Here is a 14,611-nt window from a genome sequence, read left to right as displayed (position 1 = left end):
AATGGTCACCCTCGGTTCTACTTTGAACGGTAGGCTTCGATCGCCTCGGGCAGCGGGTACTGGGTCAGGTCTCGATCGCCGGGCCAGTGATTGATTTCGTGCAGCCGTTGGAAGCCACGTGTGACCAAATCGCGGCGCTGGGCGACGAAGTCGGGGTCCAGGTTGGCCAGTCCCATCGGTCCGTCGACGACCACCGGTTCAAAGCGTGGGTCGTCGATGAACTGGGCCAAGACCGGATTGCAGCGGAGGTGGCGTTCGGCGGTCGTGTGCAGGGTTTCGGGGTCGAGCTGGCCGATGACGTAGCGCAAGTACAAGTCGCTGTCGATGATGGAGGTCACGTCTTGGCCACAGACGTCACATCGATAACCCTCGTCACACTTCATTACATTTCCAGCACGTCGAACATGTCGTACATGCCCTCCGGTTTGTCGGACAGCCATTTGGCGGCGGCCAAGGCACCGGCGGCGTAGCAATCGCGGCTGCTGGCGGCCACGTTCAGCTCGATCCGTTCGCCCAGCATGCCGAACACGATGGTGTGTTCACCGGGATTGTCGCCGACGCGGACGGCGTGGTAGCCGATTTCATTGCGGGTGCGTTGACCGGTGTGGCCTTCGCGTCCGTGCACGTGTTTGGTGTCATCGCCCAGTTTTTCGGCGATCAAGTCACCGAATTTGAGCGCCGTTCCGCTCGGGGCGTCGGCCTTGTAGCGATGGTGGCGTTCGATGATTTCAATGTCCAGGCCGCCGGGGACATCGAGTAGTTTTTCGGTGATTTGCTGAGCCAGTTTCATCGACAGGTTGACCGCCAGGGACATGCTGGGGGCCCAGACGATCGGGATGCTCTCGGACGCTTCATTGAGACGTTCGACTTGCGCGTCGGTCATCCCGGTGGTGGCCACGACCAACGCGGTTTCGTGCAGTTCGCATTTTTCGATGCAGCGATCGATCGCTTCGGGCAGCGAAAAATCGATCACCACGTCGGCATCGTTGGGCCACTTGGACGACAGCGGGACATCCATGGTTTCCACACCTGCCAGATCACCGGCGTCTTGGCCCAGCAGGGGGTGCTGGTCATTTTCGATCGCGGCGACGAGCTGCAGCGTTTTGTCTTCCGACGCCAGTGCCACGACTCGGCGACCCATGCGACCCGCAGCTCCGTGGACGGCAATTTTCAGTGGAGTGGACATGATGGATGGGGAATCTCGCAAGGGAGGCGGCTTCGATGGGGGACACGGCAACAATGTAACCCCTGGGACGGTCGCTTGGCAGGGAACTGCAGGGGAAGGGCGGGAACGGGCGGATTGACGCGTCCCGCTGGGGTGGCATGGGGGCCGGTCGCTGACGCGTCCCGCTGGGGTGGGGACCGGCGGTTCGCGCAGGTTGACCTGGGCAAGCGGGGCGAACGATTCTACCGTGTAGGCGTTCCCATCACTCCCACGCAACGATCGCTGGCGGCGTCCCAATCGGGCCAGCAGAACGACGATGAATCAAGCTGAACCGACAACCGATCACTCCGACGCCGATCACTCCGAAGCCGATCACTCCGAAACCGGGCGTTCCGATGATGCGACGCCTGCCCCGCTATCGCTGGTCGGCCGATTCTGGATTTTTCTTTCGATCGCGGTGGTCGGCGGAGGACTGGATTTGTGGAGCAAAGCCGCGGTGTTTCGCTGGCGAGGCTTGCCGACCCAGAGTGACATTTGGTGGGTCTGGGAGCCGTATTTCGGAATCGAGACGGCCGTCAATATCGGCGCCGTGTTCGGCGTCGGGGCAGGGCAGGGAACCTTTTTTGCCGGCATGAGCGTCATCGCGGCGATCGGCATTGTGGTCTGGTTGTTTTGGTTCCGGGCGGCCGAGTCGATGTGGTTGACCGTGGCGTTGGGGATGGTCGGCGGCGGGATCATCGGCAATCTTTACGATCGCTTGGGGTTTTGGTGGCAAACCGGCTATCCAGACCAATGGCGCAGCGGCGTCCGCGACTGGATCCTGTGGCGGATCAACGAACAGTGGACTTGGCCCAATTTCAACATCGCCGATTCGCTGTTGGTCGTCGGGGCCGGGATGCTGCTGTACCAAAGCTTCTTTCCCGGACAATTTGCCGGTCCAGCGGTCGGCGATGACGGACAAGCTGACCAACCGACAACGTGACCCAAAGACAACGACAAACGCATGACGGATTCAAACATGGGATCGACGGAATTGACTGGACCGGAAGCTTGGTCGTCGCTCGAATCCGGCCGGCTTTCGGCCATGGTTTCGATCGCACGCGCCGCCGGAACGCACACCCTGAAGTACTTCGGCTCGGGGGATTTGCGTGTGGATGCGAAAAAAGATGACTCGCCGGTGACGATCGCCGATCGCGAAGCCGAGCAGCTCGTCCGCGAGCAAATCGCGGAGGCCTTTCCCGAGGACACGGTTCAGGGAGAAGAATTCGCCGAGACGGTGGGCCAGTCACGGTATCGCTGGGTGGTCGATCCGATCGACGGCACCAAGTCGTTTGTGTGTGGGGTGCCGCTGTATTCGACGTTGCTGGCATTGGAAAAAGATGGCCAGCCGATCGGCGGCGTGATCTTCATTCCCGCACTCGGTGAAATGGTGGTCGCGGCACTCGGTCATGGGTGCTGGCATCAGACGCGATCGATCGATGGAACTCTGCAGGGCTGGACACCCGCTCGCGTCTCCGGGCGGACCGAGTTGTCTCAAGCGGTATTTGTGACCAGCCAGGTGGATTCCTTTGACGCCCGCGACTCAGCCGAGACGTTCAAACGGATCGAGCGGGCGTGCTGGATCACCCGGACCTGGGGCGATGGTTACGGCTATTTGCTGGTCGCGACGGGGCGGGCCGATGTGATGATCGATCCGGTCTGCAATGCCTGGGACGTGGCCGCGATCCTGCCGGTGATGGTGGAATCGGGAGGCCGGTTCACAGATTGGAAAGGCGTCGCGACGGTCCGCGGGGGCGACGGGCTGGGCACCAATGGGTCGCTTCACGACGCGGTTTGCCAGATTCTGGGTTGCGAGTGATGCCGGCGGATTGGTAGCACGGGGTGCAAGCTGAGACGCGACGGACGGCGAGCGGGCCCATCCGTATCAGCGCTGAAGCGGAACGGCGCGAGCCGTCCGGTGGCTTGGCGCTGAGGCGGTAGCGGAACGGCGCGAGCCGTCCGGTGGCGGTTTGAAAACAGGTTGAAAGACCGGAGGGCTCGCGCCCTACCGCTAGTAAAAACAACGGATGATCGAATCCACTTTAGGAGACTGCAGGATGCATTGGCGAATCGGATTGCTGGGATTGGGACTGCTGTCAGCCTTGGTCGTCGGCGGGGTTGCCGACCAGCCGTCGCCTTATGGGATTCCGGAAAACGCGGGGGCCGGCGGTTACGAAACCGCGTTGCCCCCCGGACAGGCGGTGCAGGGTGTGGGACCGTCCGCGATGCAGCTCGGCGCGAGCGAAAAGGGGCCGCAAGTCGCGGCGGCGGGGGAGTTGATCGGGTTTAACGGATTTGACGGCTCGGGAAGTCAAACAATTACGCTGGTTCATACCGGAAAAATGCAAATCGCCGTGTATCATATCGATAGGTCGGGCCAGATCCGCTTGGTCAGCAGCCGCCCGATCGATGCCGACTTTTCCTTATCGCTCAATCTGACGAAGCCACTTCCCGGTCAAATCCGACTTCTTGGCAGTCAGGTGAAGTAGCGTTTGCCGGCGATCCGAGCGATAGGGAAAGGGGCATCAGTCGTACCCATAGTTTCTCCCCCCCGCTCGAATCAATCTTCGCCCATGTCTTATCTGTCACTTGAAGAAGCTGCTGCAAAACTTGGGATCAGCACCGATCGCCTCGTTGAACTTCGCAGCCAAGGCCAAGTCCGCGGTTTTCGTGACGGTTCCAGTTGGAAGTTCCCCGACACCGAAATCGACCGTTTGGCGGATGAATTGGCCGACGGATTCGGGTCTGGGATTCTGGTCGGTGAATCCGGCTCGGGATCGGGCAGCGTGATCGGTGGCGATTCGGCCGCCGACGCTGACGGCAGCGATTTGGGCATCGGATCGGAAACGCCCGGCGAAGGCAGCGACGTCAACTTGGTGACGGGCTCCAAAGAAGAGGGCAGCGACGTCGAACTGGTGGCCTCGGACAGCGGCAAGCTGGGCGACGAGTTGGAGCAGGATTCGCTGTTCGAGAGTGACGAAAACGCACTGCAAGAAATCGATTCGGCGGAATTAAAACTCAACGACCCGGCGTTGATGGACGATAGCGTTGATTCGATCGACGTCGCCATCGATCCCAAAGAGGGCAGCACCGGGCCGGTCGCCAAAGCAGAGATCCAAGCCGAGGCCGACAAAATCTCGATCAGCGACGTCGATGTCACCGATGGCGCCAGTTCAGACGATGAATTCGCTTTCGCCGGTTCATTGTCCGAAGACGACAGCGATGATTTGATGTTGGGCGAGGATTCGGACAGCTTGGATTTGGATTCGCTGTCCGAGGACGAACTGCAGGTCAAAGCCGCCGGGGCGAGCAGTCTGGAATTGATGAACGAACTCGATTCGCCGGATTCCGGGGAACAGCTGAAGTCGTCTGGTGCGGATGTCTTGAGCGAATTGGATCTGCTCGGTGCCGAACAATCCGGCAGCGGAAGCGGTCTGATTTCGGGCGACAGCGAAAATCTGTTGACCTCGTCGGGCCTGGGCAGCGGGCTCGGTTCCAGCGTCATCAACGAGATGGACGACGCGTTGGACGAGGACGATGACCTGGTGATCGCCGATGACGACGCCGATTTGATGCTCGACAGCGTCAGCGATATTTCGGTCGCCGGCGACAGTGGCATCAACCTGATGAGCCCCAGCGACAGCGGATTGTCGCTCGAGAGCGAGCCCCTGGATCTGGCCGGCAGCAGTCTGTCGGCGCTGGACTTGGGTGCCGAACTGACCGACGGCAGCGGGATTTCTGGCTCCAGCGGCAAGAACGCCGGAGGCAGCGGGTCGGACGAGGAGTTCCAGCTTTCACCCTCCGGCGTCGGCTTGGACGCGGATCTGGAAAGCAGCTCGCAGGTCATCGAAGTCGAGGATTCGGAATTGGTCGGTGAGGCCGTTGAATTCAACGATGACTTCGCCGACGACGCGGGATTTGCCGATGCCGGGTTTAGCGATGCCGAACCGCTGGAGGCCGATGCGTTCGATGAATCACCCGCCGGCATGGACGGGGACGTCCTGGGTGGTGAATCGATCGAGATGGATGAGGTCGACGAATCGCCTTCGGTCGGTGCAGTCTCCGGCATGGGGGGCTACGAAGTTCCCTTTTCGATGCTGCAGTGTCTGGCGCTGATGTTCATCATCCTGACGCTTTCGCTGGGCGGCATGCTGATGACCGACTTGGTTCGCAACATGTGGACCTACAACGATATCTCGTCGCCGGTCAGCGCCCTGACCGATTCGCTGATCGGATTGATGGGCTGGGATTCCTGATCGGCTGGGATTCCTGACTCGGCTTTGGCCTTGGCGGGTACGAAGAAGGGTGGTGGCGCGTCTATACTAACCAGGTACGGACGCCGCGTTCCCACCCCGAAACGGACTTCACCCTCCCGCCTGCCCCCGCTATGACCGCGCCCATGATTCCGGATCTGAGAGAGAAAGTACGCCACCACGGTGGTGGGATCCGAAGACGGCTGGCCGTCCCGCCGGTGCGGATGCTGGCCACGCTGAAGATCGCAGCGCTGATGTTCGCGATGCTGATCATCGGTGGGTGTGAGCAACCCGAAGGAATCGTCACCTACAAGATTCCCACGAAGGTCCCCGAGCAGTTGCTGCCGGGCAAGGATCGGTTGTTGGCGGTGATGGTCCCTCGCGGCGAAAAGGTCTGGTTCTTCAAGATTCTCGGCCCCGAAGACGCGGTGGCGCTGATCGACGACGAGTTTCAATCGTTTGTCAAAAGTGTCCAATTCGATTCCAGTGACGAACCCGTGCTGGAACCGCTGCCTGAAGGATGGCGTCGCGGCGGAAAAAAGCCGATGCGTTTCGCCACGATCGATATCAACACGCCCAAGAAGCAATTGGACCTGAGCATTTCCAACCTGTCGGTTCCCGGCACAATGGACGAGGCGGCGTGGAACGATTACGTCCAGCAAAACGTGAACCGTTGGCGCGGCCAAGTCGGCTTGAAGCCGTCGTCGGAGAAATGGTCCGGCGGCGAATCGATCGAGCTGGCTGCGGCCGAGGGCCAAGCCGTCTGGGTGGATCTGGTGGGACAGCCCGGAGCCGCCACGGCCGCTCCGATGGGAATGATGCCCGGTGCCGGTCCGATGGGCATGCCGCCGGCCGCGCGACCACCCGTCAACGCGTCGACCGGCAGCCCGCCACAGGGCACGCCGACGCAAACGTCGCTTCAGTCGGAGACGCCCGAGGGTTGGGAACGCTTGGACGTCCGGCCCGGCGGGATGCGTGAAGCGGCGTTCAAAGTCGGCGAGTCAGAAATCACGGTGATCACGGCCGGCGGAGACCTGCGTAGTAACGTCGCACGCTGGATGGGGCAGGTCGCCGGTGGAAAGCCTGAGGAGTCCGCGGTGGATGAAATGATGGCCGGTGCGGAGAAATTCGACGTTTCCGGCCGTCCGGCACAGCGGTTTATCATCGCAGGCGACGCCGAAAAGGGACAGAAATCGATCGATGCGACAATTGTTGAAATGGAAGGTGGACGCAGCAAGTTCATTAAAATGACGGGTGATCCCGAAACCGTCGCAGAGCAGTCCGACGCGATGAGAGCGTTTTTGGATTCGCTTTCGTTTTAAATCCCCGTTCAGCCGAATTCCCGTTCAGCCGAATCAAAACAAACCGTAGAAAGCACATGGCGACCATTCCCAACCCGTCCGGCCAGTTTCCGAAAGAACGCGAAGAATCGACCGTGATCTCGTCGGCCGATGTGCTGGCGGCACTCGGTTCGCTCAAGCTGACCGTCGGCCTGTTTGCCGCCTCGTTGATCATCGTCTTGGTCGGCACGCTGGCCCAGGACGAAATGAACATGCAAGACGTCAAGGAGCGGTACTTCGTGTCTTGGATCGCTTGGATGCACTTTGATGATTTCTTCCCCCAAGCGTTTTTTCCACACGCCAATCCGATCCGCGGGATCATTCCGTTTCCCGGTGGTGCGTTGATCGGCGTGTTGCTGATGATGAACTTGATTGCGTCCAAGACGACACGGTTCCGAGTGTCGGCAACGGGCGGACGCTTGGCCGCCGGCATCACGTTTATCCTGGCCGGGTTTGTCGTCGCGGGATTGATCATCGCCAGCGGACACAGCAGCGACGGATTGCAGGGCGCGCCACCGATCTCCTATGAGTCTCTCTGGTACGTCGTGCAGGGCATCGGGGTCGCCGCCGCGATCGGTTTGACTGCCGTGTCGACCAATGTCAAGCATCGCTCACTACGCGTCCTCGGTTACATCACCGCGGCGCTGTTGGCGGGCATCATCGCGTACACGTTGTTCAGCGGCGCGCGGATCGGTGATCCGGGGCTGCGAATTGTTTGGCAATTGACCAAGGGACTCGGTGCCGGCGTCATCTTGTTGGTCGGGTGTTTGCTGATCTTCGGACGCCAAGGCGGCAATCTGTTGCTGCACTTCGGCGTCGGACTGTTGATGTTCGGGCAGTTCGCGTTCGGCGATCGCCAGTTGGAACAGCGGATCAGTCTGGTCGAAGGCGAATCGACCAACGCGTTGATCAACCTGGACAAGGTGGAACTGACCTTCATCGTGCCCGGCGAAGAAGAGGACATGGTGACGGCCATTCCCGGCCCGCAAATCGGTCAAGCCTTGTCCACGGGCGAATTGATTCGCGACGACGCGTTGCCGGCCGATGTGAAGGTGGTCGCGTTCTACGAAAACTCGGATCTGATCAATCCGAAACCGACCGGCAACCCGGCAACCAAGGGTGTCGGTTTGGAAGTCCAGGCCGTCGAAGCACGCAAGCGTGGCGGGACCGATGGTGAAGTGAACGTGGCGGCGGCTTACATCGAATTGATCGACAAGGAGACTGGCGAGTCGCTGGGCACGCATCTGGTCAGCCAAATGCTGTCCGATCGAGAGACCTTGGTACCGGGCGGAACGGCCAAGGACGTTTACGACGAAGTCACAATCAACGAGACGGAATACAAGATCGGGCTGAAGTACCATCGCGAGGTGAAGCCGTATTGGGTTCACTTGGAAGACGTCCAACGCCGCAATTACAGCGGCACCGAAACGCCACGGGACTACAGTTCTTACATTCGCATCATCGACACCGAAACCGGCGAAGATCGTCGCGAGCGGGTCTGGATGAACAACCCGCTTCGCTACCGCGGCGAAACGTTTTTCCAATCCAGTTACACACCGCTACCCGGTGGAAAAGAACTGACGGGGCTGCAGGTGGTGCGCAACAGCGGTTGGCTGATCCCCTACGTCGCTTGCAGCATCATGGCGCTCGGCATGCTGGCCCACTTCACCGGCACGCTCAAGCGTTTCGTCGGACGTCGGGAACGAGAGCGAGCCAAGGAGATGGCCGAACTGAGCCAAGAGGACCGACAAGTGTTGACGTCCTCGCGGCCGGCCGTGATCGCGTTCAACATCGCGGCCGTGCTTGCCCTGATGATGCTCATTCCATGGCCCGCGGCGATGACGTCGTTGCGGCCCGATTCGCGTGACAAGGACTATGACTTCTATACCGCCGGCAAAATCCCCGCCCAGTTCGGCGGCCGGGTCTTGCCGCTCGATGCTTTCGCCCGCCAGACGCTCAAGGCGATCAGCAACAAAGAATCGCTGCCGATGGAAAACGCTCCGGGGGCCATCAAGAGCCGTGTCGACAAGAAAAGCATGTCGGCGATGCAGTGGTTGATGGAAGTCGCGATCGACGATCCCGCACTGCGTTACTTGCCGATGTTCCGCGTCGATGCCGAAGAGGTGCGTAGTCAATTGAAATTGGACCGGCGTGAGAGTCGGCTGTACTCGCTTGATGAGTTGCTGACCGAATGGCCCAAGGCCGACGCGCTGATTAAGGCGGCTCGCGGTAAAGACGAAGCGGCGTTGTCGTTTAAAGAAAAGAAGCTGCTCGAGCTGGATCGCCGAACCCGTCAATACATGTTGACCGCCGAAGCGTTCCAATTGCCGCGTCCGCCAGAGATTCCGACAGACAACTTGCCCGAAGGCATCACCGAAGAAATGGTGCGGCGATTCGCGATCGACGAATTGCAGCGACGGATGGCATCGATCCAGAACATGCCGACCGCTCGGATCGTTCCTCCGACTCAGGACGAGGCGACCGACGCCGTCAGCGATCCCGATTGGTCAGCCTTCGCCCCCGCGTTCTTTGCCGATGCTTCCATGGGGCCGTCAGATGACCCTGATCGCCAGCTGGCTTCGGACCCGTTCAGCCGGATGATCGAATCGTACAGTGACGAAAAGAAGGATTACGAAGGTTTTAACCAAGCCGTCGATGACCAATTGGCACTTTCAGCCGCGTACCCGATCCCCGGGCTGAATTCTAAAAAGGTGGCGCTGGAACGTTGGATGGAATCCAATTCACCAGAGATCCGCGCGACCATCTTGTACATCCTTTCGATGGTGATGGCGTTGCTGTTCTTGGCGATCGGGGACCACCGCCTAAGGAACGCGACGTGGGGCGTGTTGCTGGTCGCCGCACTGATTCACTCGGTCGCCATTCTCAGCCGCATTTACATCACCGGCCGGGCACCGGTCATCAACATTTACTCGTCGGCCGTGTTCATCGGCTGGGCGGCCGTTCTGGGCGGGTTGGTGATCGACCGAATCTATCGACTCGGATTCGGCAACCTGGTCGCCGCGACCGCGGGAACGCTTTCGCTGTTAGTCGCACGCGGGCTTAGCAGTGGCGACACGATGCCGGTCTTGCAAGCCGTCTTGGACACCCAGTTCTGGTTGGCGACCCACGTCATCAGCGTTTCGCTGGGCTACGTCGCGACGATGGTGGCCGGCATGCTGGGGATCGGTTATCTGATCAGTAACTGGATCGGCGCCGAAGAACGCGCGGGGCGATCGCTGTATCGCATGATCTACGGCGCCGCGTGCTTCGGGATCCTGTTCAGTACCGTCGGGACCATCCTGGGCGGGTTGTGGGCCGATGACAGCTGGGGTCGCTTCTGGGGCTGGGACCCGAAAGAAAATGGCGCGTTGTTGATTGTGATTTGGAACGCGTTGATGCTGCACGCCCGTTGGGACGGGATGGTCAAGGCGCGCGGCTTCGCGATCCTCTCCATCGGCGGCAATATCGTCACGGCGTGGAGCTGGTTCGGGACCAACGAATTGGGGATCGGGTTGCACAGCTACGGCTTCACCCAAGGCGTGCTGATGTGGCTGACGATTTTCATGGCGACGCAGTTCGCGTTTTTGATCGCAGGCCTACTCGCTTGGCGCAAAGTGGGGTAAGCATCCTGCTTGGCATCCAGGCTGAGTCGCAAGCTGGAAGCGTACGCCACTGGCGTCGACTTGATTCCGAACGGGGTGTTACTTGTTAGCGGTAGGGCGCGAGCCCTCCGGTCTGTCAAGGTCGCACCGGACGGCTCGCGCCGTTCCGCTAACACCTTCAGTGCCGAAGTGGGTGGCGATGGGCGTACGCCACTGGTGGGCTTAGGCGGTGGGTTGCCGGCGGCCGAGGTTGCCGTAGCGGTGGTAGTCGTGGGAGATCGATTGCTCGTTGAGGTAACGCAGCATCTCGATCTCGGCGTCATCGACCACCGTTTCCGCGATGATGCTGATGAACGCCTGTCGGCAGGCATCATGCAGCAGCGTCGGCAGTTGCTTCGTCGCAGTCAGCACACGCAGACGATCGACGCGGCCGTCGGAGATTTCTTCCGCCAACGCTTCGTCGGATTCCTGCACCCATTCGCATCGCCACGAGCAGACCGCATTGTCGATCAGGTGTTCGGAAATCCGTTCGAGTACCGGGACCAAATCCGAGGACTCGTTGCAGAGCGAGTAGGTCACCGGGCATTTCGCCGCCGCCGCGGCGAGCATAGAGACGGCCAGGTCGTCTGTCGTTTCGCTTCCTTGTAGCCGTACGCGAAGTTGTCCCACCGGCAGATAACGTCGCCAATTGTCTTGGCCGATCAACCGAACGTGATCGTGCATCGTGCCGGTCAATTGACCGGCGGTCCGTTTGGCGGACGTGGCGAATCGCGTCGCGCGGTCGATGTCGATCACGTCTGCATCGAGCCCGCCGATCGCTTCGAGCGCGTCGTCGACCGACGTGGTTTCAGTGGTCGTCGGCGGGTTCTTGGCAGCGTCGTGATCTTCATTCGACTTGGTGCAGTCGGTGTTTTCGAGTCGCATCAGCGGCAGCACGTAGTGCGGGCCACCGGCTTTGGCGCCCGGGCCGTAGCCGCTGCTGCCGATGCCGCCGAAGGGTTGTCGCAAGACGATGGCGCCGGTGGTGGGACGATTGATGTACAAGTTGCCGGCGCGGATGTTGTCTCGCCAAAGTCGCTGCTCGCGATCGTCCAAACTTTCCAGCCCGCTGGTCAGGCCGTAACCGGTCGCGTTGACCATCTCGATCGCTTCTTCGAGTCGTGTGAAGGACATCACGCCCAACACTGGACCGAACAGTTCGGTGCGATGGGTGAAACTTCCTCGTCGCACGTTCCACTTGATTCCCGGCCGATACAACTGTCGGTTGTCGCCGACCCGGCGTGGCATCACCAGCCACTCTTCACCGGATTCCAATTCCTTGATGCCTTGTTCCAGCACGCCGCTGGGCGGACGAATCAAGGGGCCGACCCGAGAGGACAGGTCCCACACCGAGCCGACCGGCAAGCTTTCGGCGGCATCGGCCAACGTGTTTCGAAAGTCGGCATTGTTGTAGAGTTCTTGATCGAGCAGCAGCAACGACGTCGCGCTGCATTTCTGTCCCGAATGACTGAAGGCACTGTGCAAGACATGTTTGATCGCCAGGTCACGGTCTGACAAGGACGTCACGATCGTAGCGTTCTTGCCACCGGTTTCTGCGATCAGCTGTAATTCGGGACGCTGTCGCAGCATTGTTTTCGCCGTCTCGGTCCCGCCGGTCAGGATCACCGCGTCGATTCGCGGATCGTCGACCAACCGTTTGCCCGCACCGGAACCGCTGCAGGGGACCAGTTGTAGTGCGGTTTCGGGAACGCCTGCGTCCCAGAAACACTTCGCCAACCGATAGGCCGGCAAAACGGTATCGCTGGCGGGTTTTAAGATCACGGTATTGCCTGCGGCCAGAGCGGCAACCACGCCGCCACAGGGGATCGCCAGCGGGAAATTCCAGGGGCTGATCACCGCCACGGTTCCGCGCGGCGAGGTCGAGAATGGGCTGCCCGGTCGTCCGGCACGCTGCAGGTAAGGCCGGACGGTCAACGGATAAAACTCGGTGAAATCAATCGCTTCGCTGACTTCCGGATCGGCTTCGGAGATTAATTTTCCCCCGTCGATCATCATCGCACCGATCAATTCCCCCCGCCGCACACGCATGTTCTGTGCGGCCTTGCGAAACAATTCGTACCGAGCGTCCCAAGACATCTGGCGCCAACGAGCCGGATCGTCGCTGGCGCAGCCGATCGCATCGTCGACATCTTGCGCCGTCGCTTCGGTAAAACGGCAAGCCACATGACCGGGCCGCGAAGGGTCCATGGATTCGCGCAGCACACGAGCTTGGGGAGCGTCGGAAGAACCGGACGGTGCATCGGGGGCGCGCGTCTGACCGGCGATGTTCAAGGGGACGTGTTCGGCGGCGTCATCGCAGCGGGGCTTCCAATCCGCCACAATCGATTCGGCCCACTCGCTGTGCTGCGTGAGTGCCCAATCGGTGTCCGGTTCGTTGACGTAGGACCTCCAGTTCGCCGCGGCGGCCGGTTGGCTGGGAGGCGTTCGTCGGTCTTGGCTGCGACGAGGCGCCGTCGCGACACTGTCGATCATTGCCAGTGATTCGCGAAAGCCGTCGGCAAGCCGGTCCCACGTGTCTGAGTCGGGGGTCAGGCGGAACGAATAACGCAGGAAATTGTCTTTCCCGGTGTTCTCATCCAATCGGCGGATCAGGTAGCCGATCGCGTTGATGAAGTCTTCGCGGCGACAGGCCGGGGCATAGAGCAGCATTCGGGGAGCGGATTCGAACAGCGCGCGTCGTTGGTGATTGGCCATCCCCTCAAGCATTTCGAATTGCATTCGGTCCAGCACCGTCGCTTGCAACGCGTCGTTTGTCTCGATACCGCGACGTTGGGTGCGAGAGCCCCAGAGCATTGCCAGAGCGATGTCGAACAGGTTGTGCGATGCGACACCGATCAGCAGATGACCGTCGGCGGCGGCCCGGATCATCGACCGCAGCATGCGTTTAAAGTTCGCGTCGGTCTGTGTCTTCTGCGTGTACGGAGTCTGTGGCCACCCGCCCACGGACGCTTCGACGCGTTCCATTTCCATGTTGGCGCCCTTGACCAATCGGACGGTGATCGGAACACCGCCGGCGCGAACCCGTTCGGCGGACCACTCAATCAGATGGGTCAGCACGTCGAAGGAATCGGGGATATAGGCTTGCAAGGCGATGCCGGCACGCACTTGTTCCAGCCCCGGTCGGCCGAGTGTTTCGGTGAACGCGTCGGCGGTCAGATGCAGATCGCGGTATTCCTCCATGTCCAGATAGACGAACTTGGAACTGACGGTTCCGTCGGCACGGGTGAATCGTTCCCGCGCCGCGGCGCGATAGAGTAACTCCAATCGATCCGACACGACCGCGACGGTGTGGCGACGTGCGATCGTCGAGATCTGACTCAACAGGGTCGAGAGCTTGACGCTGATGCAAGCGATCTCGGGGATTTGCAAAGCACGCAAATAGTTTTGCAGTCTGGCGTTGGCGTCGTCTTCCCCCAGCAACGACTCGCCCAAGAAGTTCACGTTCATCAGCACGCCGGAATCCTGACGCGCGGCCAAGTGTTCGCGCAGCGGTTGTTCCTCCGCCGGCAGGATCACGTTCGCCGTCTCTTGCCGCATCTTGTCCTTGACCAGCGGCACAGCGACTCCGGGCAAGTAGCCGCCGAAGGTCTGGAATCCGCGGAGCATCGTTTGTTCGAGCGGGCTGAAAAAACGCGGCACGCCCTGAACGTCCAAGATGTGCGTCAACTGATCGGCCACCCGTGCCGGGCTGTGCGTGCGAAACGCCTGGTCGGTCATCTCGACCAGCGTGGCTTTGTCACCGGGGCGACTGATCATCCGATCAAGTTCGGCTTGTTGATGGCGTTCCTGAGGGGTTTGCAGGGCACGCGATCGCTGTAGCAGCGCCTTGGCAATCTCGATCGCCGCGTCGGCATCGTCGTCGAAGTGATCGTCTGCGATCGCCAATAGCGTGGCGAGGTCCAGCGGGGTGTCACTCATCGCACAAGGTTCCCAGCGTGAAGGTCGAGAGAGAGTGGAATCGTTTTATCACAGCAAACGAAGGTGTGTCGCCCCGTCGCTGGTTCGAACCGGCGAGGTGGGTCGGTGATCGGCCGCTCTCGGCGATCCTACGGGGCAGGGATGACCGTAGAATGGGTGTAAACACAGGTAGACACAGGAGGCTGCAGTGCCAACGTAAGTTGGTGTTCTGCTAGGGACATCGATTGTATAGCG

9 protein-coding genes are annotated in these 14,611 nt (G+C 60.7%); 6 read left to right on the top strand and 3 right to left on the bottom strand.

What is annotated here, in order from left to right; translation table 11 throughout:
- Positions 1–17: 17 nt before the first annotated feature.
- Positions 18–383 carry a hypothetical protein gene (locus TBK1r_RS33495; protein ID WP_145219984.1) on the bottom strand — a complete coding sequence of 122 codons (366 nt, stop codon included), beginning with the start codon at positions 381–383 and terminating at the stop codon, positions 18–20.
- The gene (gene dapB / locus TBK1r_RS33490) at positions 383–1,186 is read right to left on the bottom strand and encodes a 4-hydroxy-tetrahydrodipicolinate reductase (RefSeq protein WP_095737632.1); all 804 of its coding nucleotides are present in this window, start codon (positions 1,184–1,186) and stop codon (positions 383–385) included. Before dapB ends, TBK1r_RS33495 begins: the two co-directional genes overlap by 1 nt.
- Positions 1,187–1,481: 295 nt before the next feature.
- On the opposite strand from dapB, the gene TBK1r_RS33485 reads away from it, so the two are divergent.
- From TBK1r_RS33485 to TBK1r_RS33460, 6 genes are all read left to right on the top strand, one after another.
- Positions 1,482–2,147 carry a signal peptidase II gene (locus TBK1r_RS33485; protein ID WP_145219982.1) on the top strand — a complete coding sequence of 222 codons (666 nt, stop codon included), beginning with the start codon at positions 1,482–1,484 and terminating at the stop codon, positions 2,145–2,147.
- A gap of 21 nt (positions 2,148–2,168) precedes the next feature.
- Positions 2,169–3,023 carry a histidinol-phosphatase gene (gene hisN, locus TBK1r_RS33480; RefSeq protein WP_419580648.1) on the top strand — a complete coding sequence of 285 codons (855 nt, stop codon included), beginning with the start codon at positions 2,169–2,171 and terminating at the stop codon, positions 3,021–3,023.
- A gap of 238 nt (positions 3,024–3,261) precedes the next feature.
- Positions 3,262–3,693: a hypothetical protein gene (locus tag TBK1r_RS33475; protein WP_145219980.1), complete on the top strand. Its 432-nt coding sequence runs from the start codon at positions 3,262–3,264 to the stop codon at positions 3,691–3,693.
- An 84-nt stretch (positions 3,694–3,777) separates the two neighbouring features.
- Complete coding sequence (locus tag TBK1r_RS33470; protein WP_145219978.1) at positions 3,778–5,460, top strand: helix-turn-helix domain-containing protein; 1,683 nt, start codon at positions 3,778–3,780, stop codon at positions 5,458–5,460.
- A 131-nt stretch (positions 5,461–5,591) separates the two neighbouring features.
- A complete protein-coding gene (locus tag TBK1r_RS33465; protein WP_419580647.1) occupies positions 5,592–6,779 on the top strand; it encodes a hypothetical protein in 1,188 nt (395 codons plus the stop codon).
- 56 nt (positions 6,780–6,835) lie between these two features.
- Complete coding sequence (locus tag TBK1r_RS33460; protein ID WP_145219976.1) at positions 6,836–10,420, top strand: cytochrome c biogenesis protein; 3,585 nt, start codon at positions 6,836–6,838, stop codon at positions 10,418–10,420.
- 201 nt (positions 10,421–10,621) lie between these two features.
- Here TBK1r_RS33460 and TBK1r_RS33455 read toward each other — a convergent pair whose 3' ends face one another.
- Positions 10,622–14,377 carry a bifunctional proline dehydrogenase/L-glutamate gamma-semialdehyde dehydrogenase gene (locus tag TBK1r_RS33455; RefSeq protein WP_145219974.1) on the bottom strand — a complete coding sequence of 1,252 codons (3,756 nt, stop codon included), beginning with the start codon at positions 14,375–14,377 and terminating at the stop codon, positions 10,622–10,624.
- Positions 14,378–14,611: the final 234 nt, after the last annotated feature.

Origin of the sequence: Stieleria magnilauensis (assembly GCA_007753675.1) — a bacterium.
Taxonomy (GTDB): Bacteria; Planctomycetota; Planctomycetia; order Pirellulales; family Pirellulaceae; genus Stieleria; species Stieleria magnilauensis.
This window is presented reverse-complemented; position numbering and strand designations above follow the sequence as displayed.